Here is a 22948-nt window from a genome sequence, read left to right on the forward strand (position 1 = left end):
CTTTCAGTATTGTCCCATGAGGGACAATAGATTATTCGGTATTAGCCCCGGTTTCCCGGAGTTATCCCAAACTATAGGGTAGGTTGCCCACGTGTTACTCACCCGTCCGCCGCTAACGTCAAAGGAGTAAGCTCCTTCTCTGTTCGCTCGACTTGCATGTATTAGGCACGCCGCCAGCGTTCGTCCTGAGCCAGGATCAAACTCTCCATAAAAGAAATTTGATTAGCTCAAATTGTTTTGCTGGCATCGATTTTGATGTCCAAAATTTTGTTTCGTTCACTAACAGAGTCAGCTAGTAAAAACTATATTGATTACGTTTTGCTTGTTCAGTTTTCAAGGTTCATTTTATTTCGTCGTTTTTCAGCGACTTCTTTATATTAACATCTCACTCAATTTGTGTCAACAACTTTTTCGAAAGTTTTTTTACTGATTTTTTCGAGTGTTTCTGTTACGTCTTAGCGACAATTAATATAATACAATATCAGTATATTAAACGTCAACACTTTTTTCAAAAAAATATCGAGGTACATTTTTATACCTCGATTACTAGCATACTACAAGGTTTATTCAAATTCTATAGACTCTTTATTCACCTTATAATGTCGATGAAATATCATTTCACTTTTTGCAACGACAGGGTCAATCAAAATGTAGCCTTTCCCCACTAAATATTCTACGAATACTTCTAAGTCAACGGAATAGTTTACAAGCTCGTGGTGATCATGTAATTCCTGAATAGTCCATGACTCTTTTGTTTGCATTACTTCTAATATATGTTGCGCTCCGTCATGTGTACGTGAATGAATCAAAAACTCACTTGCTAAAAATAGAAGCTCTAAACGCTTTTCAATTGGTTCACTGCTCATAACAAGTTCTTCGTAAAGCTTGTAAATGGCTGGTTCAATTTTTTTCACTTGTGCCCACACCGTAACTTCTGGATACAACCCACTATCTATAATGGACAATCGCCCTAAATGATGCAAGGAATCCACTACATGATTGTATGCATCCAGGTAACTACCCTTATCAAAATATTCTTTTCCTTCTAAGTAACGTCGAATTAACTTTGAGAATTGAATACCCGTTTTAATTTTCCGACCACTAAACGGAAACTCTTGCAGTTCAATTTTTAGTTTATGAAGGAACTCATTGCGATCAAACAACACTCTCCCAAAGAAAATCCAATCAACGACTTTCTTATTAGAGCCGATTAGTAACCACTTCCGTAACAATTTTTCTGTAACAGTATGTAAGGCTACCTTATTTCCCTCATATAGGTAGTGCTTTGTATAAACAGGCTGATCCGCTTCTTTCACGATAATTAGTAATACCGTATCAAATGTGTCAGTAACATTACTTTGCTCTTCACGTTTCTCCATTAAAATAACACCTAATGTATTAGACTGACTCGCGCGTTCTTGATATATAGGACGCAATATTTGCTCCATGTTCAGCCCTCCTCTATTTATTGTAAGACCTTTATTTCGTTAAAATTTCGACATACTCTAAAACTATTCCTTCTTTGACTTCTACTCAAAGCTAAAATACTTCGTTCTTATATGTTATAGTAGATTTTAGATTGGGAGGCAAGATATTGTATGAAACCTTACAAAAGTAAAATTAATAAAATCCGTTCATTCGCATTAGCACTTATTTTTATCGGCTTTGTTGTTATGTATGGGGGGATATTCTTTAAAAACAATCCCATCCTTGTCTTAATCTTCATGACACTTGGTTTACTATGTATTATTGGTAGTACAGTTGTCTATGCTTGGATTGGTCTTCTCTCTACAAGAGCCGTTCAAGTAGAATGCCCAAATTGTCATAAGCATACGAAAGTTTTAGGTCGAGTTGATATGTGCATGTACTGTAATGAACCGTTAACTCTTGATCCTACACTTGAAGGAAAAGAGTTCGACCAATCTTATAATAACAAAGCAAAAAAATCCTAGTCCTCATTGAAGAGCTAGGATTTTTTGTTATTGTTGTAATTTAGGTTAATCACTGCTACCAATTATATACTCACTATATATTTAGTAATTTGTTTTTCTTTTAGACCAGCTATGCCTGTTTTTAAAAATTTTTGTTGGTTCTGTCTGTCATCGAATGATTTTATCATTTGGTCTACTAATTTTTGTGCAATCATATCGTTTATGTCACCAAAAGAATGTTCTTTTTCTTCTTGCTTTGAAATTTTCACTTCTCTTACAACGACCTTTTCCCCATTTTCTTTCGTGACTATATGACGTATATAACCATTCTCTTTTCTTATTTCATATGTTGCTTTTCTTTTCTTTACTAAAAATAAATCCTCCGATAAACGCTCTTCTTTTTTCAATGTACTAAAGTAATTACTACTCCCTAATTGTACATTCATTCAATCGCTCCTCTCTAATTACTGTTAATACAAAGTTGCTATAGCAACACAGCAGTTTTTTGAACCATCAACACCTTGTCAATTTTCATCACGCTCTTAATATCGTGAATATTTCGGCTTTTTAAAGCCATTTTCGCCACTCCACAATAAAAAGCAAGCGAGCGAAACGCCCACTTGCCTCTTTAAATTATTCACTCTTAACCTTATTAAAACCCAAAGACCACAAGAAAATTATTGTACTTTCGCTTCAACATCTTTACAAGCTGGACATGTGCCGTATATTTCTAGACGGTGTGAATGCACATCAAAATCTGTTACTTGAGAAGCGAAATGTTCGATTTCATCTAAACCTGGGTAATGGAAATCGACAATCTTACCACAGCATTCACAAATCATATGATAGTGATCGTTGGTCACAAAATCAAAACGGCTAGAAGCATCCCCATACGTCAACTCTTTCACTAATCCTACTTCCCGGAAAACTCGTAAATTATTGTAGACAGTTGCCACACTCATATTCGGAAATTTCCCTTCAAGTGCTTTATAAATTTCATCGGCAGTTGGATGTGTCATCGATTGAATTAAATATTCTAAAATAGCATGACGCTGAGGAGTAATGCGTACACCAGTTGTTTTTAACGTGTCAAGTGCATCCTGTAAATGCGGTATAGACATCGTCATGCACCCCTTTTCATAAGTATTATTAATTTATAATTGTTATAATTAGTGTATCGAATTCAGCTAACATCTGTCAACATTCGCCTATGCGTCATCTAAATTAAATTGCATTTTAATAGCCCCTCGACAAATCCATAATATTTTCTAAAGCGGTATCTCCATCCAACCACTTAGTTAAACTTGGCTTAAAAATAGCTAAGCTACGCTCTACATAACGTGAAGAATGACTTGAAACATGTGGTGAAACAATTACATTGGGGTATGACCATAAAGGATTGTTTGCACTAAGTGGCTCTTCTTCAAACACATCTAATACGGCATAACCAATCTCACCCTCTTCAATAGCACGAATAAGAACTTTCTCATCTACTAAATTTCCACGACCAAAGTTCATAAAAATGGCATCGTTTTTCATTGCGTTAAAATGCTCATCCTTCAATAAGTGCGTAGTATCTGGTGTTTTCGGTAATACAGAAAGTACGATATCCGCCTTAGGCAAAGCTTCAGTTAGCTTAGCGAAACTCACCATCTCATCCATATAAGGTGCTGCATTGCCCGAACGGTTACAGCCTATTGTTGTTACACCAAATGCTTGTAGTAACCGACCTACTTCCGATCCAATGGCACCCGGCCCTAAAATAAGTGCTGTATTATCTCGTAATTCCGTTTGCTTTCCTTTTTTCGACCATTCACTTTTCTTTTGTTGTTCATACATCCATGGTAATGCACGCTTAATGGCTAAAATATGAGCAAGTATTGACTCGGCCATCGGTGTTTTATGAATCCCTCGCACATTAGATACTAAAATATCCCGATCCATAATGGCTTGTGCTGGCATTTTCTCTACACCTGCTGAAGCAACAAAAATCCACTCTAGTTTGGTAGCATACTGTATATTGGCATCGTTTAAATCTTCACCATATGTAACCAGTACGTCTGCTTTTTGTAATTCATCCGTAGATAAACCATTTTCAAATACAAAATCACATTGTGGGAATTCCTCTACTAACGGTTTACGTAAATCTGGTCTTGGCTCAAACGTAAAATAGATTCTCATTACTGCTCCTCCTGCTTGGCTAAAAAAGCGTAAACTTCTTCAATATGATTTTTCACACGTACTTTGCGCCATACCTTTACAAGCTTACCTTCCGTATCAATTAAAAAAGTAGAACGTTCAATTCCCATATATTCACGTCCATACATTTTTTTTAAGACCCATACACCATAAGCCTCAGCCACAGCGTGATCCTCATCCACTAAAAGAGAAAATGGCAACCCATGCTTATCGATAAATTTCGTATGCTTTTGAGCATCATCAGGGCTCACACCTAATACAACTGCATTCAACTGACTAAAGTCATCGTGCTTATCACGGAAATCACAAGCCTCTGTCGTACAACCTGGTGTCATATCTTTCGGATAAAAATACAAAATAACATGTTTGCCTCTGAAATCTGCTAATTGCACTTGCTCCCCCTTGTCATTAACAAGTGAAAAATCCGGTGCTTTCTGTCCTTCTACTAAAGTCATATTAAACTCCTCCTTTGCATGTCTTATTTTACTCTAAGTCACAAATCAAGTCATATCCCTTATTTTCTTTGGATTTCTTACACTGATAGGTCTACAATAGATTAAGTATAATGACTTAGGAGGCAATATTAATGAATCACTCAAAATCAGAAGCAGTACACGAAGAAGCGCTTTTGCATATCGTTGGTGGTGTGAACAGCCCTTCTCGTTCTTATAAAGCAGTAGGTGGTGGCTCCCCTGTTGCAATGGCCCGAGGAAAAGGAGCTTATTTCTGGGATGTTGACGGCAACCGTTATATTGACTATTTAGCTGCATACGGTCCAATTGTTACAGGGCATGGACATCCGCATATTGCAAAAGCAATTTCTCATGCTGCTGAAAACGGTACATTATTTGGGACACCAACTAAATATGAAGTAACTTTCGCAAAAATGCTAAAAGAAGCCATTCCTTCAATGGATAAAGTACGCTTTAATAACTCCGGTACAGAAGCGGTCATGACAACGATTCGTGTTGCTCGTGCTTATACTGGCCGTACAAAAATTATGAAATTCGCTGGCTGTTACCACGGTCACTTTGACTTAGTATTAGTAGCTGCAGGTTCTGGCCCGGCTACATTAGGCACACCAGACTCAGCAGGTGTAACGACTGCGACTGCTGAAGAAGTGATTACTGTACCATTTAATAATCCACAAGCTTTTACTGAAGCGATGGATGCATGGGGCGATGAAATCGCTGCTATTTTAATAGAGCCCATTGTCGGCAACTTCGGTATTGTGGAACCAAACACTGGATTTTTGGAGTTAGTGCACGCTACAGCTAAAGAAAAAGGAGCACTGACGATTTATGACGAGGTAATTACTGCATTCCGTTTCCATTACGGTGGCGCACAAACGCTACTTGGATTAACGCCTGACCTTACTGCATTAGGAAAAGTCATTGGCGGTGGTTTACCTATCGGTGCATACGGTGGGCGCAAAGAAATTATGGATACCGTTGCCCCACTTGGACCAGCATATCAAGCAGGGACAATGGCAGGAAATCCAGCATCGATGCAAGCTGGTATAGCATGTCTAGAAGTATTAGCAACTCCAGGTATTTACGATGAAATGGATCGTCTTGGTGCTATTTTAGAAGATGGTATTTTAACTGCAGCCAAAAAACACGGTGTCACAATTACTTTAAATCGTCTAAAAGGTGCACTAACAATTTACTTTACAAATGTAAAAGTTGAAAACTATGAGCAAGCAGAAAGCAGTGACGGAGAAATTTTCGGTCGATTCTTTAAATTAATGCTTAACCAAGGTATTAACCTTGCTCCATCTAAATATGAAGCATGGTTTTTAACAACTGAGCATACAGAAGCAGATATTCGTGAAACAATCGAAGCTGTCGACTATGCATTTTCACAGCTTTAATAGAAACAAAAAAGGCGACGTTCATTTGAGCGTCGCTTTTTTTTATTCCGTTATACAAATCTATGTATTTTATAGAAACTTCCTTCTATAATGTAAAGAAGCATCCATTACCCTCGGCGTAAATACGTCCAGTTTTTTGAGTCTATCCCGAAAAGCTCAAGTAAAAATCTGTGACATCCGCTGGGTCTTTAACTTGATTGAGCAGATGTTTAAATTTACTGAAGCCAGTGTATAAACATGATTGTCCACTGTTATTGAAGTGGTGAACTGCTGCTGAAGCAAGTTAAAAATTTTAGACAGAAAGGACATCGATTTTTTTATGAAATTAGGTGCCCGTGTATTTAAAACTGGTGTAGCTATTGTCTTTGCGTTATTTGTTGCTGAGCTCCTGCAATTACCGTCTCCAGTTTTTGCTGGAATCGCAGCAATCTTTGCCATTCAACCGTCAATTTATCGCTCCTATCAAACGATTGTTGAGCAAGTTCAAGCCAACGTTATAGGAGCTTCCATTGCAGTTATTTTCGGTTTACTTTTCGGCCATCACGTTGTGGCTGTTGGCATTGCAGTCATTATAGCAATCGGCATAATGTTAAAGTTCAAGCTTGAAAAGTCTCTTTCCTTAGCACTTGTATCTGTTGTAGCTATTATGGAAATTCAAGGCGATGACTTTCTGACTTTCGGTCTTATCCGCTTTCTTACCATTTTAGTTGGGGTTTTAGCAGCATTTGTCGTCAACCTTGTGTTTTTGCCACCTAAATACGAAGTAAAACTTTTCCGCAAAATTTACTTTTTACAGGATGACATTATCCGTTGGACGCGTTTAGCTGTTCGTCAAGCCTCTGAACATACGTCTACTAAAACGGCTTTAAGTAAATTTAAAGACCGTATGCTGCGTGTGGACACACTCTATGATTTTTTTAAGGAAGAACGCAATTACTTTAAAAATAAAAAATTTGTTAAAGCACGGAAATTAGTTGTCTATCGCCAAATGATTACAACTTCTAAAAAAAGTTTAGAATTGTTACAACGGCTGCATAAGCATGAAAATGAATTGGCACAACTGCCGACTCAATTTCATTTAATGATTCAAGAACGACTGGACTTCCTGCTTACTTACCATGAGCAACTGTTACTGAAATATACAGGGAAACTAAAACCTGAGCATTCAGAATGGAGTAAGCATATCGACTACATTCAGCGCAATCAGTTAATGGAAATTTTTATCAATCAAATAACCTATGCACACGCAGAAGGAGATACGGAATTTTCTAGCTATCATCTCCTTTATATTTTATCGCGTATTCTAGATTACGAAGAAAACTTAGAGCATTTGGATACGCTCATTGTGTCATACCAAAGCCATCATGGTGAAGAAATCAACTTAGAAATCGAAGAAGAATTTATTTAATTTAAGTGCCAGTCACTCACACAATTTCCCCGAACAACGCAAATAAAAGCCGCAACAATCCGCGTGACAGCGGAGGTTGCGGCTTTTTGCTAAGTGCCAGTCACTCACACAATTATTGTTAGGCTTCATTAGTTAAAGCCATTAGTTGCTGCTCTATTTGTTGGCGCTTTGTTGTTTGTTCGGCGCGTAGTTGACGGTAACTTGCAATACCAGTAATGATTGTCTCCCACATTTCTTCGAGCGTCAGTGTCGGCTCATTTTGTTGGGCATGTATTATACTCTGCGCAACAGCATTGCTGTTTGTTTCACCATATTGTTTCATACGTTTTTCAAAAGCGGCTGCCGATTTATCTTGTAGCTGTTGGCGTTTTTCATTTACTGCATTCATAATCCCCATCTTAAATACAGGAATGGTCGTGACAAAAGCTCCGTTTATTTGCTCCATTAATGCGCTATTGCCATTGCGTAGCATATCCATTTGTGTTGCCCCTAAAATAGCTACCATACGCGATTTCTCAAGCTCATCAATTTTTTGGGCAAGTGTTTCAGCAATCGCTTGTAACGTTGTAAGCTCCATTTTAGCGATTTGATTTCCTGCTTCACTTTGTTTTTCATACATCGGCATTAATGTTGTCTTGATTTCATCTAGCTTCATTTCTGCTGCTATAATATATTTTTCAAGCTCCAAATAGTATGTCAAATTTTCGTTATATAAACGAGCAAGCATCCGATTATCATTCGCCAATGCTTCTTCCATTAGAACAAATTGATAATGTATTTTTTCGATATCTCTGCCAAGACGATTATATTTTGCATACAAATCTTCTTTATTCCTTGGTGCTCGTTTAAACAGTTTGCTAAAGAAACTTTGTTGCTCCATCACTTCTTTTTTATCGAATTGATCCATCAAGGCTTCAAGCTGCTTTAATAAGTCATTCGATTCATTTACTTTTGAATGGGCAATTGTTTTTAATATTTGATCAGAGAATCGCGAAAGCTTAATGGCAGGCTCTTTACCAAGCTCTGTTAGCTCTATTTTATTTTTCACATTAATATGATTGGCAATATGCTGAACTTCTGGACTTTGACACAGCTGATGTTTTGTAAGATCTGCGGTTTCAGCTGTCAATCGTTCTATAGTTATTGCGCTATTTGACATCAAGTTCCTCCTTTCCAAGCAGTCAGAAGAAACGGTTAAACAATTTTTTGATCATTTTATCCGGTTTTGACTTTTGCTGCTTTGGCTCTTCAAATTGTAAGTCAAACACCATATGCTCTAAACGATGCCCATCAAACGTATCCTCTAGCAAATGCTTTTCTAAATCAAGCTTTCCTGTTGGATTGTAGAAAATAATATCCACACCAAAGCGATTTAAAAATGCAAATAATGCAATATCTTCACGGGACAATGCCGATTGCTGAGGTGACTGATAGAGCACCAACTTTGGTACTTCCTGTGCATAGTCAAAGCTTTGTAACAGGCGCAATATTTCCTTTGGGATCATCGTCATTTGCTTAAATAAAAATAATTGCAAATCATAGGGCGACTCATTAGGTTGTCGTTTAAGCAATGGCTGTTCACAAGAAGTTTTAATCGTATGAGCAATGGCTTGTTGTAACTCCAGTGTTAACTCCCCGTATTGCCACCAATCACTTTGCAAGATGCGTTCCGTTGATAGCTCACCATTTACTAAACAATGTTTATAGTGAAAATGGAAATTCGCTCTGCTCGTTTTAGCATACGGAAATTCCTGTACAAATACAGTTTGCGGACTAGCCAGCAACTGATGCATATTGGCCCAATACTCTTCACGTCTACTAGAAACACCGCTAATTTTGGCGAAAATAACAGGAATAATTACTTTATCTCGGAGAGCCTCAAATTTCGGACGAACCATTGCCTTTTCGTTAGCATAAATAAAAATATCATCATAGGTCATGCGTAATGTTAATGATTGTGGCATATGATCTTTAAATTGCCAAGGTCGATAAACACCCGATTGATGGTCATGCATTAAATGCTCGTAATGTTGGCTAGAACTATAGCCAACAGTTGCTTGACGTTCTCGTAATTTATCAGGAAAGGGCTGTAATGCTGTTTGACTTACATAGGCGTACGAAACAGAAAATGCATCAGTAGGATCTACTGTTGCAAACTCATCAATCGCTGCTGGATGGAAGATTAACACATCACAGCCCAGCTCCATTAGTAATAGAAGAAAATAGCGCTGACTCATTGTTGTCTCACCATACCAAACAACCTTAGGAAAATCATCTGTCGGCTTCATCGTTTTTGTCCACTGAATCCAATGATTTTTTAGCCACTTGACCATATCTATTAAAAAGCGTCGGAAATCATTGGCAAGTAAACCGAGTGATTGCTGCTCTCGGAAGCGTTCCACTACACGCATCGTCACTAGCTGTAAATGACGATTCATTGAAGCATCATCGTGCTTAGGAATGAGTTGATGACCATACATCATGGCAATCAATCGATTTATAGACAAGCCTTTAGGGGATTGCTGATGTTGCTCTAAAATCGTTTGCAATGCTTGAAAATCCTTTTGCTCAATATGTTTATTTAATTCTTCACTTAATATATGAACATTGGGATTTTGGGACATTGTATATAAGGAATTAAAATAATCATCTTCTTCAATCGGTACGCCCAATATACGAACAGCGATACGACTAAAACGGATTTGTTGTGGTGTCACCTCGTAAACTGTTCGCACGTTCGCTGAATCTTGGAAGGCTTGTAGCCAATCATAAGAATCTCTTTCTAAAACAGATTCAATTGTGACTGTTTGCATACAAGCGTCACCTCCTTACATCATACTTACACAATTGGTTGCTTATTGGCCAATTGTAAAACATCTTCGAGTAAATATTTCGTAAATGCTTCACCGTTATAAGGCGAATACATTGTGTTCTTTAGTATTTGTGGTTGTTTGTCTTTTAAATCACCGTGCTTTGGTGTATAGCCTTTATCAGCAATAGCGAGCATGCCGTAATCCATTATGGAATCACCTGCCGCCACGTGCATATTATATGTACAATGCTCCTTCAAATACGAGATTGCAGCTTCTTTTGTAAGCACTTTTGGCAAAAAATATAATTTCCTTCCTTGCAGTAAGACGTGCCAACCATGGACTGCAAACTCTTGAATCATTGCTTGCACTTCGACATCCTGTATGACATTGACATCGACATAATGGACATAAAATAGCTCATCAACATAAAACGATTGTTGAAGCCAATCATCTGATTTATAGCTATTAAATTTACGTAGCAAATCTGCCTTTGGAATAGAGGAATCTTCTATTCGTTTACGTAATATTTTCGACCATTCCTTATTAGGATGTCCCTGTTCTATTATTGTACCGCCATTGCTCGTAATTGCAAAAGTAGGACGCAATTCTTTTATAACATGGATACGTTCATATTGATGCACTGCTCGCGTTGTAACTGGTACGAATAAAGTTTGTTGGTGGACTTGCTGCAATAATGACATCGTAACTTCCGTCATCATACTAAGTCCCACTCCCTCTTTTCGTTCAGCTATAATCGGTGCTGTTTTCGATGGGAATTTCTCCATCATGCGCTGGGAGTAAATAAGCGTACGATCTAAATCTGATGTAAATAGTAGCATGTCTTCTCTCCTCTACACTTCTTTTATTAAACCACAGCATGCATAGGACATTTGTGGATATTCTTCAATTTGAACATTTTTTTCTTTGGCTAATAGTAAAATGTGCGCCAATTCCTGTACATATGTTGGGTTAACTAAAATTTTCCACGGAACTCTTCGAAGTAAGACGCGCGTTGTTTCGCCCACGCCTGGCTTTACAAGATGCTGATTGGTAATGCCATACTGTTGTTGAATCGCCACAACCGACTCCATTCCTTGCCATGTAATAGCAGATGATTTTCGCTCACAAAGTTGTTGCGCTACATCCTTCTGTACTTGTGTAAAATGGGCACTGATACGGTCTATATAGAAATTGGATACGTCGGCATCTTGTAGTTCTTTATAATATTTCGCCCCATGAAAATCATTGCCATCCATAAACTGCTCATTCCATACCGTACGGCTCACTAAACCTGAAACCGTTGAATTTAAGCATGCGGAAGGTATTAAGAAATCAGCTCGCGTGCCATAAATGGCTGCACAATGTCCTGGATCAGCAAGCACAGCTAATGTAGCATCCAGTTGTTGAATATTTTGTTCATTATAGCTTGCGCACGCTTGTTGTAATTCTCTTGTTATGGCCCCTTTCCCTGTCCAACCATCAATAAATTGGATGCGGGCAAGTGGGTGCTGAGTAAATATATATCGAATAGCAGTCTCATCAATACCACGACCACGAAGAATCGATATCGTATAATGCGGAACGCTGACGTTATAATGCATTTTTATATATCGTTTAATTAAAATACCTATTGGCGTTCCTGCTCTCGCTAAACTAACAAGTACTAAATGCTCTAAACCTTGACGTGCTACAATTTGCTGTGCCACCACACCAACAGCTAGTGCAATGCGTTCTGCATAGTCTTCCAATGTTTGATAAAACAACGTCATGTACGCTTCGGAAGGAAGATATTCTACAGGTAACATTTCTGAATAATGTGTCCCTGATTGAATAAGTCGTTCCCGCTGTTCATTATCTATTTCTAAGCTTATGTTACTAATATCTCGTAGCAAAAAGACAACATCTTCTGAAGAATAGCTTCCCATTTTATCTGGTTGTTTTATTTCATGCATTATATAGTCCTCCAGTCGTGCATACAAATAACGTAAATATTTGCGTTACTCACTGCCTTCAATGCTTGCACTGTCTTTGCAACGACCTCTTGATTTTCTATACGTTCTATGACTAAAAAAAGTTCCGAATACGGATGACTATGTAAGTTGTATAAGTAATTTTCGACACCATTATTTTCTGGACTTTCGAAAGCTATTTTATCAGTAATTGTGTAGGAAGGGTCATCTGCACAATAAATGGGACTACGTGTTGTTGATTGAAAATATACTTCCTGTCCTAAACAAGTCGCTATTTGCATTGGCACATACATAAATTCACCTGTTCCAATGACAAGTGCTGGACCACCTGTACGAAGTGCTCGTAATTGAGCCGCGATGGCTTGCAATGTTTTCTTTTGCGCAACATGCTGCTCGGCTGTTATCGTGAATCGACCTGTCGCTAACATGTATGGCGCTCTATTGATAACGCCATTTTCAGCGATCGAATGGTACTGTTTTTGTTCGACTACCTCGTCCACTGAAAGCAAAGCTATGTCAGCTGTTTGCGGTAATGTTGCTGCTACTTGGTTGCTTGTTAAAAGCGGTGTACCCTCACAAGTAAAGTGCCCAGACATAATAGCTACAAAATCTATTGTTATCCCCCATTGCGCTTCTAGCTGAGCAAACATTGCTCGTTGTTTAGATGAACGCCAATCTAAAATTGATAATACCGAGTAGCGTTGGACATGAGGAAATTTTCGTTGCAAGGTTTCGATAATATTTACTACTGTATTGCCCGTCGTTATTTCATCATCAATAAGCACAATCTGTTTTGCTTGTAGCAATTTTTCTGGTTGTTCGCAATATACTCGATGACTTGTGGCATGTGAATGTTCTTCTTCAAATGTCACAAATGGTTCAAGCTCTGGCACTAGTTCACGTGTCGTATGAATATACGTAGCATTAGACTTAAAAACATTAAATACTGCATGCCCTAACGCTGTTGCTGTTTCAGCAAAGCCAATAAATAGCACGTCTTCTGCTAGTTCCAATCCTTGTTCCTCCACTTGCTGCAAAATCTCTTGCACATTATGTCTATTTTGCATAGCCTGTACAACAGACTGTACTAACAAAGGCTCTTTTCCTGTCAATCGCTCATAATACATCATAGCTAGTAAAGCCCCTGTCAGTATCGGTACTTGTGGCTGGACTGCTAAATGCTTACCAAGAACTGTACTAACAAATAAAAACTGTCTCTTTTTATTAATACGTGTCGCCATTTTAAATAAATCTGTTCTGGCAAAATCATAAGGATTGTCAGTAATGTCAATTGCGATTTTATAATCCTGAATAATGTTCAACTTGTTGTCGAGCTTCGTCATCTGTCGTTCCTCCTACTGTTGTGTTCAATAAAAGAGAGGCAAAATTTGCAGATTCATTGTATACACCATAAATATGTGCTTGGCGTAAAATTCGCTGCGCCCATCTCATATGTGGTTTCATTTCATTCATTTTATTGGCATAATGGCTTTTTAAAACACCCTTTTGCCCATTATTATTTTCCACAATGCTAATGGCATCTAAATACTCCTCATACGAAACAACATACAAGGCATGAACAATACGAATATGGCTAGGATGAATAATCGTTTTACCCAAAATACCATTTTGTTGATCTAATAGTACTTCCTTCATTAGGCCATCTAAATAATCATCAAGAAGTGCCTTACGGGCAAACAACGCTCCTTGTTCACTGAATGGAGTGGCTCTTAGCGTTGGCTTTAATACACGCTCATTGCTGAAATACTCCCAAACTGGACCAGAAATAACAAAGTCATCTTCCTCACGACCAAGCACATTGACGATATCTGCAATGCAATCTCGAATAACAGCAATATCGTAAATGGTTGCGTCTACTCTACGTCGAATTCCGTAAATCCCACAAAAATCGGTCGCACCAATACGGACATTTAGTACACGTTTTCTGTATTGACGAAGTACGTCTTTAATCGCAAATAATGCTGTTATGCGAGACTCCTTATATAAAATGTCCTGACTTTCTAAAATCGGCATCCCATATAGCGTTAGTTGATGCTGTGCGATTGTTTGCTCTAGTATTTCAAAATAAGCTCTCCCTTGTACTGCTGTAAATTTAGGAAACACATAGCCTGTAATCACTTCTTGACGCTTTCCTAATTTAGAGATTAAAAGCTTAAATTGCTCAACACTACGCACACGAATAAATAGAAGCGGTAAATCTTCAAGTAATATATCCTTTTGAAGATATAATGTATAAAGTGTACTGATATCTTCTATAATTTTTTCTTCACAGCTTGATAGCTCTGCATCCCCAACGGCATCTTCTAAATCGATAACAAGTGACTTTAACTCTTGATATTTTTGTGATTGTACCATGTCAATAATGTTAGGCATGGACGCGGGCATATATAATGTTGCACCTAATGCATAGGACAAAATATCAGGTGAATCTAATTTCGTAAATTTGCGTGGTTGTTGATAAAAAATCGTCTCCGCTTCTGTTGCAAAATATTGCATCCAATTCTCTCCCCATTCAAGAATGATTTTGTAAAAAAGACACTGCATCAACCTGTTTTATACAGACTAATACAGTGCCTTCCATTACGTCGCTTTCTCTATTCAATTCATAATCGTAACCATCTAGTTATAAACGCCACTTTAATTATTGCAGTCCATAAGCATTGATTAATGCAGCTAAACCACCTTGATAGCCAGAGCCAACAGCAGCAAATTTCCACTCGCCATTATGTCGGTAAAGCTCACAAAATACGACCGCTGTCTCTATGCTGAAATCTTCACCTAAATCATAACGAAGTACTTCTGAACCAGATTCTTCGTTCGTTAATCGAACATAAGCGTTTAGTACTTGTCCAAAGTTTTGACGGCGACCTTCCGCATCATAAATTGTCACGGTTACAACAATTTTTTCGATTTGAGGAGACACTTGTTTTAAATTAACAAGAATTTTTTCATCGTCACCATCACCTACACCAGTACGGTTATCACCCATATGCTGAACAGATTTGTCTGGACTTGTTAAATTATTATAGAAAATAAAGTCTTGTTCATTACGGCATTTTCCCGATGCATCTAACAAAAACACAGATGCATCTAAGTCAAAGTCATTTCCTCCATCGAATTGTTTAACATCCCAACCTAAACCAATACCTACATTATTTAAGCCTGGGTCTTGCTTCATTAAATCAATGCGTTGTCCTTTACTTAACTGAATACCCATTAGAAGAAACTCCCTTTCTCATATAAAGTTAAAAGTTAGTTTACGTTTAAACCATAATCATTACAAAGTGCCGCTAAACCACCTTGGTATCCAGCACCAACTGCGTTGAATTTCCATTCACCATTGTGACGGTATAGTTCTCCGACAACAACAGCTGTTTCAATACTAAAGTCTTCACCTAAATCATAGCGCACGATTTCTTCATTCGTCGCAGCATTAATAATGCGGATAAATGCGTTCGATACCATACCAAAGTTTTGGCTACGTGCTTCTGCATCATGGATTGTAACGGTGAATGCTAGACGTTGCACATGGGCAGGTACTTCTTTTAACGAAACTTTAACGATTTCGTCATCCCCTTCACCAACCCCTGTTAAGTTATCCCCAGAGTGTTCAACAGAACCATTACCACCGATAGTATTGTTGTAGAAGACAAAATCATTTTGGTCTGCTACTTTCCCTGTATCAGCAAGTAAAAAAATAGAAGAGTCTAAATCAAAATCATGTCCACCATCGTATTTATTCGTATCCCAGCCTAAACCTACAATGACATTTGATAATCCTGGATTTGTTTTTGTTAAATCAACTTTTTGACCTTTTTGTAATGAAATACCCATTTGTATTCCTCCTCAAATTTATAATTTATAATTATTGATATCTTCGAACTACATCACCAAGTTTTACATCATTTGTACCGTTACCAATAGCGGCAAATTTCCACTCGTTGCCGTGACGATAAATTTCACCACAAACTAGTGTTGTTAAATTCGAATAATCATCACTTAAATTATAGCGAATTAATTCATTGCCTGTCTTGTCATCGTACACGCGAATATACGCATTTTGAATCATACCGAAATGTTGATTACGACCAGCCGCATCATAGATGTTTACAACAAATACTAATTTATTGTATTGTGCAGGCACAGCTCCTAACTCCACTGTAATGACCTCATCATCACCTGCACCGTCACCTGTTAAATTATCGCCAGAATGCTTAACTGATCCGCATTTACTTGATAATTTCCCGAAGTAAACGACGTCATCTCCTGCCACTATACGATCATCTTGCAACATTAAAACTGATGAATCACAGTCAACATCTCTGCCTCCTGATCTACCACTAGAAAATAAGCCACCTAATAAGCCACCACTTTTTGTTTGGCCTACTGGATCCCATCCTAAGCCTACTTTAATTTTATTTAAACCAGCATTGCCTTTTGTTAAATCTACACGCTGTCCCTTTTGTAAATTAATCCCCATGTTAAAGCCCTCCTTATTTGCATACCTTGCTAAAAAATCGTGAATAGTATTTTAAATATGTTGATGAACATGTTTTAGCAACTCCAATAATAGAAACGTTCAGTTACTGCTTTCTTGCGGAAGTCGAATAACTTTTCGCTACATATTGTAATTGTCCGATCCATTTTCTTAATCAACTGTTCAATACACTGCTTTAAATTTTTCAATTTATAGCTATTACGTCAAAAAGTATGTATCAACATACATTAAGTCTAAAATAATATTACATAAAATTCAAATAATGGCTCCACATGAAAGTAGATTTTTATATTCTCCCTTTTTTACCAAATAAAAACCTTCTAGCTTTTCAGTAGAAGGCTCTTTACCATATTAGCTTTTCATTTTCGGATCGAGCGCATCCCGCAGACCATCTCCCATTAAATTAAACCCTAGTACCGTAAGCATGATAGCTAACCCTGGGAAAATCATCGTCCATGGTGCTTTTAGCAAGTAGATACGCGCATCGGCTAGCATTTTCCCCCATTCAGGTGCTGGTGCCTGTGCCCCTAATCCAAGGAAACCTAGAGCAGCCGCTTCAATAATCGCCGTCGCAATGGCAAGTGTCCCCTGGACAATAATCGGTGTCATCGAATTGGGTAAAATATGTGAGAATAAAATACGTGAATCACGCATCCCTATCGCTTTGGCAGCTACGATATATTCTTCTTCTTTTACACTCAACACTTTTGACCGAATTAAACGCCCAAAGTTTGGTACATTAATAATCGCAATGGCAATTAATGCATTTTGTAATGATGGCCCAAGTACAGCCACTACAGCAATTGCTAATAAAATACTAGGAAACGCCAACATAATATCAAAAATTCGAGAAATAATCGTATCAACCCATTTGCCATAATACCCTGCAAGAATTCCAAGTAAGCTCCCTACAATAACTGAAAGAATTACAGCAAAAAATCCAATTCTTAACGAAATACGGGCACCATGAATAATTCTGGAGAAAATATCTCTTCCAAAGTCATCTGTTCCAAACCAATGTGCACTAGAAGGTGCCAATAATCGCTTCGATAAGTCCTGTTCATTGATTCCTTGTGGCGCAATGTAAGGGCCAAAGACAGCAAGGACAATAAAAAATATGACAATACCAGCACCAACAAGGGAGATTTTGCTTTTTCTAAAGCTGCGCCAGCCCTCTCTCCAAGGACCTGCCGCCCGCTCTTGACTCGCCATTGCTTCTTTTTTTATATCTATCGCACCAGTCATTCTCGCATCTCCCTCCTATTTGTATTTAATGCGTGGATCTATCACAGTGTAAAGCAGATCAACAATTAAATTAATCATAATGAAAATAAAAGCAACTACTAAAATACCTGATTGGATAACTGGATAGTCTCGGAATCCGATTGCATCATAAATATAACGACCAATGCCAGGCCAACTGAAAATGGTTTCTGTTAAAATGGCACCACCTAGTAGCAGCCCTGTTTGTAAACCAATAACTGTTAACACTGGAATAACAGCATTTTTTAATGCATGTTTATAAACGACGATAAACATTTTTTGTCCTTTTGCTCTCGCTGTTCGAACATAATCAGAGCGCATGACCTCAAGCATAGACGAACGGGTAATCCTTGCAATAATCGCCATAGGAATCGTAGCAAGCGCCACCCCTGGTAAGATTAACCGCTTTACCACTTCTGTAAATTGGTCAAATCTGCCTTGTATCAATGTATCAAGCAAATAAAAATGCGTAATCGCGGTTATCGGGTCTCGTACATCATTACGTCCAGATGTAGGCAACCAGCCAAGCTGAATGCTAAATGCCCATTGTTCCATTAAACCTAACCAAAATACCGGAACAGATACACCAATTAAAGCAACAACCATCGCAATATAATCAAACCATGAATTTTGGAACCAAGCTGAAATAATACCTGCATTGACACCAATAATGACTGCTATAATCATTGCGAATATCGCTAATTCTGCTGTTGCCGCTAAATAAGGAAAAATCTCTTGTGACACAGGTAACTTTGTACGCAAAGACACGCCTAAATCGCCCTGAAAAATACCACCCAAATAGCCAAAATATTGCGTGTACCATGGCTTGTCTAATCCTAAACTTGCGTTCAATGCCTCAACCGCCTCTTTCGTCGCCTGCTGACCTAAAATAACTTGTGCAGGATTACCAGGAATTAGACGAATGAGCATAAAGACGATAAAAGTCATTCCAAGCAAAACTGGGATTAATTGAAATAAACGTCTTCCCATATAGTGAAGCATTTTCTTCACCTCTCTGTAATTTTCTAATTATACTTTTGCTGCGAAAAGCATGAAGTCTATACACATACTGTAGAAAGGGACAGCTTTCAACAAACGATAGACGTTTAGATGGTTTGTCTGTCATACAGAAAAACGGGTTGCGACAAACATAGTCACAACCCGTTTTTACAACACTAGACAAAGTCCAAAGCTGTAAAAATCTTGTTACGTCACTATGAGTAGCGACAATTTTTATTTCTTTATTGTTTAATTCATATCTACTGCTTCTAAACGATCAGAACCTGTTGGATGTGCAAAGTAATTTGTCACTTTTGTACTTGCAGCTAAGATAGGAATAGAGTGTGCTAGTGGAACCCAAGGTGCATCCTCAGAAATAATTACCTGCGCTTGTTTGTAAAGCTCATTACGTTTGTCTTCATTCACTTCTGTTTGCGCAGCAACTAATAATTTGTGTAACTCAGGGTTGTCGTAGAATGTGTAGTTGTTTGAACCGATATTATCAGCGTCTAATAATGTGTAAATAAAGTTATCAGCATCGCCGTTATCACCTGTCCAACCAAGTAAGAACGCATCCGCTTCACCATTTTGAGCTTTTTCTAAATACGTAGCCCATTCGAATGAGACGATTTTAGATGGAATTCCGACATCAGCTAAATTCTTTTGAATCGCTTCTGCAATTTTTTGACCATCTGGCATATACGGACGTGGTACTGGCATTGCCCAAAGCTCAATTTCTTTACCGTCATAACCTGCTTCTTTCAGCAATGCTTTTGCTTTTTCAGGGTCATAAGCATAGCCTGTAATATCTTCATTGTAGCCAGCAATAACTGGCGGCATTGGATTTTTCGCAGGCTCAGCTAAACCTTCATAGAACGCATCTACTAACGCTTGCTTATCAATGGCATAGTTCACAGCTTGACGAACTTTAACGTTATCGAAAGGTGGACGTGTTACTGTTAATCCAAGATAGCCTACGTTCATAGATGGACGTTCGATTAATTGTAGATCGCCATTTGTTTCAATCGATCCTTTATCTGATGGGCTTAAGCCATCTACTACATCTACCTCACCATTATTTAGCGCATTTAAGCGTGCTGAGTTATCAGGGATTGAACGGAAAATTATTTTATCTAATTTTGGTAACCCTGCAATACGATAATCAGGATTTTTTTCAATTGTAATAGAATCATTACGTGTCCAATTTACAAATTTGAATGGACCTGTTCCAACTGGTTTATCAATTAGTGCATCGTCATTCGCTTCAAATGCTTTTGGAGAGGCAATGGCAAATGGTGACATCGCTAAATTTTTCAAGAATGGTGCTTGTGGTTGTTTCAACTTAAAGACAACTGTATAATCGCCTTCTGGTGTAATGGATTCAATGATTTGCTCCCCGCCCATCGTAAATTGAGACATAAAGTACGGGAACTTATCTGCACCAGCTTTCCAGCGTTCAAAGTTTTTTGCGACCGCTTCTGCATTAAAATCTGAACCGTCGTGGAACTTTACACCTTCTTCAAGCTGGAATGTGTAAGTTAAGCCATCATCCGAAGCTCCCCATGATTTTGCTAAACCAGGCTTTAAAGTAACATCTTGTTCTCCAAAATTAATAAGTGTTTCATAGATATTCACTGTTACTTTAAAAGATTCACCTTCTGTTACTGTTGCAGGGTCAAGAGCTGTGGAGTCGCCACCTCGACCATATACTAATGTTTTTTCACCGCTGCTAGCTGAATTGCCGCCAGTTGACGTGTCCTTCGAACCTGTATCCTTGCCATCAGAGCCAGAACTACACGCAGCTAAGATTGTCGAGAGAACAAGGATTAGCATTACGCCTAAAGACCAAAGCTTCTTTTTCTTCATCTATTTTCCCCCTAAAACTTTTTTATATCATTCAATGTTGAATGGCATCATAAAGATGACAAGCAACATAATGACCCGGCTTCACTTCTTGCATGTTTGGTACTACGCTTGAGCATTGTGCTTTCTTAAACGGACATCTTGTATGGAATGCACAGCCACTCGGCGGATTGGATGCACTCGGAATATCTCCAGATATAATAAGCTGCTCACGTTCAAAAGTTGGGTCAGGCACAGGAACAGAAGATAATAATGCCTGCGTATATGGGTGGAGCGGCTCTGCATATAAATTTTCACTTGCGGTCAGCTCTACTAATTTGCCTAAATACATAACCCCAACACGATTACTTATATGGCGTACAACACCTAAGTCATGTGAGATAAAAATATAGGTAAGCTTTAGTTCCTTTTGCAAAGATTGCATTAGGTTTAAAACTTGAGCCTGAATCGATACATCTAACGCAGAAACAGGTTCGTCCGCAATAATTAAACGAGGGTTGGTCATCAGCGCTCGCGCAATGCCAATGCGTTGTCTCTGTCCTCCACTAAATTGATGAGGATAGCGTTTTACATGATATTCATTTAAGCCAACAATTTTAAGCAGCTCGATTACTTTCTGCTTGCGTTCTTTTGAATTGCCCATGCCATGCACAATGAGTGGCTCCTCTAAAATCTTGCCAATGGAATGGCGTGGATTAAGTGAAGCATACGGGTCTTGGAAAATCATTTGGATATCCCTTCGTGCTTTCCGCATTTCACTATTCGATAAGGAAGAAAGCATTTTGCCACCGAATTCAATGTTCCCCGCGGTCGGTTCAAGCAAGCGCATTAAAAGGCGACCTGTCGTTGACTTACCACATCCTGATTCGCCCACAATACCTAATGTTTCCCCTTCAAATACTTCAAAGGATACATTGTCCACAGCTTTTACATCCCCAACTTGCGTATTCAAGAATCCTTTGCGAATTGGAAAGTATTTTTTTAACCCTTCAACTTTCAATAGCACTTTCGACATATTGAATCACCTCCTGTTCTTCCAGTAAAAAGCACCTTGCTCTATGTTGCTCTGTCTCTTCATATAAAGGTGGTGTTTGTTGTAGGCAACGTTCCATTGCAAATTCACAGCGTGCTGCAAAACGACAGCCGTCTTTTATCGTGCCCGGCCTAGGTACACTGCCAGGTATTGAGTAAAGGCTATCTTTTTTGTAACGCATATCTGGCACAGATTTAATGAGTCCTTGTGTATAAGGATGCTTAGGATTTTTAAAAATTTCTTGAATAGGTGCTTCTTCAACAATTTGCCCTGCGTACATAACAATAACGCGTTCGCAAGTTTCTGCTACGACCCCTAAATCGTGCGTAATTAATAAGACAGCCGTATTCATACGCTTGTTCAAATCTTTCATTAGTTGCAAAATTTGTGCCTGAATCGTCACATCAAGGGCAGTCGTCGGCTCATCGGCAATCAGCACCTTCGGGTCACAGACCAATGCCATGGCAATCATCACTCGTTGGCGCATCCCACCAGATAGTTGATGAGGATAATCCTTTAGTAGTTCCTCTACACGTGGTAATCCTACTAGTTTCATAATTTCTACCGCCCGCGCAAAAGCCTTCTTTTTCGACCACTTGGGATTATGGATTAAAATTGCTTCTTTTAATTGCTCGCCAATTGTAAATAAAGGATTTAAGGAAGTCATAGGCTCTTGAAAAATCATCGCCACATCCTTACCACGTACTCTTTGCATTTGCTTATCCGTTAATTTCGCTAAATTTTTGCCTTCTAGCAGTACTTGTCCACCAGTAATTTTTCCTGGTGGTGAAGGGATCAATCCCATAATGGACAAAGATGTGACACTTTTCCCACTACCCGATTCCCCTACAATCCCTAAAATTTCCCCTTCATGGACTGAAAAATCAATATCATCAACGGCAGGAATCTGTCCATCATCTGTGAAAAACGTTGTTTGTAAACCTTTTACTTCTAACAGCTTTTTTCGCATGTTCAATCGCCCCACCTCACCAATATTTTCAAAAAATACAATTTTATAGAATATTATATACTAACTATCACTAAATTCTCTATTTTCAGATAATTCTAACTAAAATT

22 protein-coding genes and 1 rRNA gene are annotated in these 22948 nt (G+C 38.3%); 3 read left to right on the forward strand and 20 right to left on the reverse strand.

The features are described from left to right. Positions 1 to 212: ribosomal RNA gene (locus C9J37_RS24410) — 16S ribosomal RNA — on the reverse strand; the annotation flags it as partial. Between the two features lie 351 nt (positions 213 to 563). After that, positions 564 to 1448, reverse strand: a complete 885-nt coding sequence (locus C9J37_RS24415; protein ID WP_107897491.1) for a nucleotidyltransferase-like protein — start codon at positions 1446 to 1448, stop codon at positions 564 to 566. Between the two features lie 150 nt (positions 1449 to 1598). Between C9J37_RS24415 and C9J37_RS24420 the strand changes: the two genes are divergently transcribed. Continuing rightward, positions 1599 to 1952, forward strand: coding sequence for a YgzB family protein (locus C9J37_RS24420; protein WP_024364572.1), 354 nt, complete (start codon positions 1599 to 1601; stop codon positions 1950 to 1952). A gap of 62 nt (positions 1953 to 2014) precedes the next feature. Here the strand turns inward: C9J37_RS24420 and C9J37_RS24425 are convergent, their stop codons facing one another. The 4 genes from C9J37_RS24425 to bcp all read right to left on the reverse strand — a co-directional run bounded on the left by C9J37_RS24425 (position 2015) and on the right by bcp (position 4585). After that, positions 2015 to 2377, reverse strand: coding sequence for a hypothetical protein (locus tag C9J37_RS24425; protein WP_107897492.1), 363 nt, complete (start codon positions 2375 to 2377; stop codon positions 2015 to 2017). Between the two features lie 231 nt (positions 2378 to 2608). Beyond that, positions 2609 to 3052, reverse strand: a complete 444-nt coding sequence (gene perR, locus C9J37_RS24430; protein WP_024364570.1) for a peroxide-responsive transcriptional repressor PerR — start codon at positions 3050 to 3052, stop codon at positions 2609 to 2611. A 115-nt stretch (positions 3053 to 3167) separates the two neighbouring features. Beyond that, the gene (locus C9J37_RS24435; RefSeq protein WP_107897493.1) at positions 3168 to 4112 is read right to left on the reverse strand and encodes a D-2-hydroxyacid dehydrogenase; all 945 of its coding nucleotides are present in this window, start codon (positions 4110 to 4112) and stop codon (positions 3168 to 3170) included. Continuing rightward, complete coding sequence (gene bcp / locus C9J37_RS24440) at positions 4112 to 4585, reverse strand: thioredoxin-dependent thiol peroxidase (RefSeq protein ID WP_107897494.1); 474 nt, start codon at positions 4583 to 4585, stop codon at positions 4112 to 4114. The genes C9J37_RS24435 and bcp overlap by 1 nt, the downstream gene beginning before the upstream one ends. A 131-nt stretch (positions 4586 to 4716) precedes the next feature. Here bcp and C9J37_RS24445 point away from each other — a divergent pair, with 131 nt between their 5' ends. Together C9J37_RS24445 and C9J37_RS24450 are read left to right on the forward strand one after the other, a co-directional pair. After that, complete coding sequence (locus C9J37_RS24445; protein WP_107897495.1) at positions 4717 to 6003, forward strand: glutamate-1-semialdehyde 2,1-aminomutase; 1287 nt, start codon at positions 4717 to 4719, stop codon at positions 6001 to 6003. A gap of 319 nt (positions 6004 to 6322) precedes the next feature. After that, positions 6323 to 7411, forward strand: coding sequence for an aromatic acid exporter family protein (locus tag C9J37_RS24450; protein WP_107897496.1), 1089 nt, complete (start codon positions 6323 to 6325; stop codon positions 7409 to 7411). A gap of 118 nt (positions 7412 to 7529) precedes the next feature. On the opposite strand, the gene C9J37_RS24455 is transcribed toward C9J37_RS24450, so the two are convergent. The 14 genes from C9J37_RS24455 to C9J37_RS24520 form a co-directional block, all read right to left on the reverse strand. Beyond that, positions 7530 to 8570 carry a toxic anion resistance protein gene (locus C9J37_RS24455; RefSeq protein WP_107897497.1) on the reverse strand — a complete coding sequence of 347 codons (1041 nt, stop codon included), beginning with the start codon at positions 8568 to 8570 and terminating at the stop codon, positions 7530 to 7532. Positions 8571 to 8592: 22 nt separating this feature from the next. Next, positions 8593 to 10224: a YceG family protein gene (locus C9J37_RS24460; RefSeq protein ID WP_107897498.1), complete on the reverse strand. Its 1632-nt coding sequence runs from the start codon at positions 10222 to 10224 to the stop codon at positions 8593 to 8595. 26 nt (positions 10225 to 10250) lie between these two features. Continuing rightward, complete coding sequence (locus tag C9J37_RS24465) at positions 10251 to 11063, reverse strand: HAD family hydrolase (protein WP_107897499.1); 813 nt, start codon at positions 11061 to 11063, stop codon at positions 10251 to 10253. A gap of 12 nt (positions 11064 to 11075) precedes the next feature. Beyond that, the gene (locus C9J37_RS24470; RefSeq protein WP_107897500.1) at positions 11076 to 12176 is read right to left on the reverse strand and encodes a cysteine protease StiP family protein; all 1101 of its coding nucleotides are present in this window, start codon (positions 12174 to 12176) and stop codon (positions 11076 to 11078) included. Next, positions 12176 to 13537 (reverse strand): phosphoribosyltransferase family protein, encoded by a 1362-nt coding sequence (locus C9J37_RS24475; protein WP_107897501.1) that lies wholly within the window; start codon positions 13535 to 13537, stop codon positions 12176 to 12178. The genes C9J37_RS24470 and C9J37_RS24475 overlap by 1 nt, the downstream gene beginning before the upstream one ends. Next, positions 13494 to 14711, reverse strand: coding sequence for an HpcH/HpaI aldolase/citrate lyase family protein (locus C9J37_RS24480; protein ID WP_107897502.1), 1218 nt, complete (start codon positions 14709 to 14711; stop codon positions 13494 to 13496). The genes C9J37_RS24475 and C9J37_RS24480 overlap by 44 nt, the downstream gene beginning before the upstream one ends. A 145-nt stretch (positions 14712 to 14856) precedes the next feature. Then, positions 14857 to 15432, reverse strand: a complete 576-nt coding sequence (locus C9J37_RS24485; RefSeq protein ID WP_025220601.1) for a TerD family protein — start codon at positions 15430 to 15432, stop codon at positions 14857 to 14859. A gap of 35 nt (positions 15433 to 15467) precedes the next feature. Continuing rightward, positions 15468 to 16049 (reverse strand): TerD family protein, encoded by a 582-nt coding sequence (locus C9J37_RS24490; protein ID WP_024364558.1) that lies wholly within the window; start codon positions 16047 to 16049, stop codon positions 15468 to 15470. Positions 16050 to 16080: 31 nt separating this feature from the next. Continuing rightward, the gene (locus C9J37_RS24495) at positions 16081 to 16695 is read right to left on the reverse strand and encodes a TerD family protein (RefSeq protein WP_069509454.1); all 615 of its coding nucleotides are present in this window, start codon (positions 16693 to 16695) and stop codon (positions 16081 to 16083) included. A 369-nt stretch (positions 16696 to 17064) separates the two neighbouring features. Beyond that, the gene (gene nikC / locus C9J37_RS24500; protein ID WP_107897503.1) at positions 17065 to 17958 is read right to left on the reverse strand and encodes a nickel transporter permease; all 894 of its coding nucleotides are present in this window, start codon (positions 17956 to 17958) and stop codon (positions 17065 to 17067) included. Positions 17959 to 17973: 15 nt separating this feature from the next. Beyond that, positions 17974 to 18978: an ABC transporter permease gene (locus C9J37_RS24505; protein ID WP_069509459.1), complete on the reverse strand. Its 1005-nt coding sequence runs from the start codon at positions 18976 to 18978 to the stop codon at positions 17974 to 17976. 246 nt (positions 18979 to 19224) lie between these two features. Further along, positions 19225 to 20841, reverse strand: coding sequence for an ABC transporter substrate-binding protein (locus C9J37_RS24510; RefSeq protein ID WP_107897504.1), 1617 nt, complete (start codon positions 20839 to 20841; stop codon positions 19225 to 19227). 31 nt (positions 20842 to 20872) lie between these two features. Beyond that, positions 20873 to 21853 (reverse strand): ABC transporter ATP-binding protein, encoded by a 981-nt coding sequence (locus C9J37_RS24515; RefSeq protein ID WP_025220606.1) that lies wholly within the window; start codon positions 21851 to 21853, stop codon positions 20873 to 20875. Further along, on the reverse strand, positions 21828 to 22841 hold the full coding sequence (locus C9J37_RS24520) for an ABC transporter ATP-binding protein (protein WP_024364552.1): 1014 nt from the start codon (positions 22839 to 22841) through the stop codon (positions 21828 to 21830). The genes C9J37_RS24515 and C9J37_RS24520 overlap by 26 nt, the downstream gene beginning before the upstream one ends. Between the last annotated feature and the right edge of the window lie 107 nt (positions 22842 to 22948).

The sequence above is a fragment of the Lysinibacillus mangiferihumi genome (assembly GCF_003049665.1).
GTDB lineage: Bacteria > Bacillota > Bacilli > Bacillales_A > Planococcaceae > Lysinibacillus > Lysinibacillus mangiferihumi.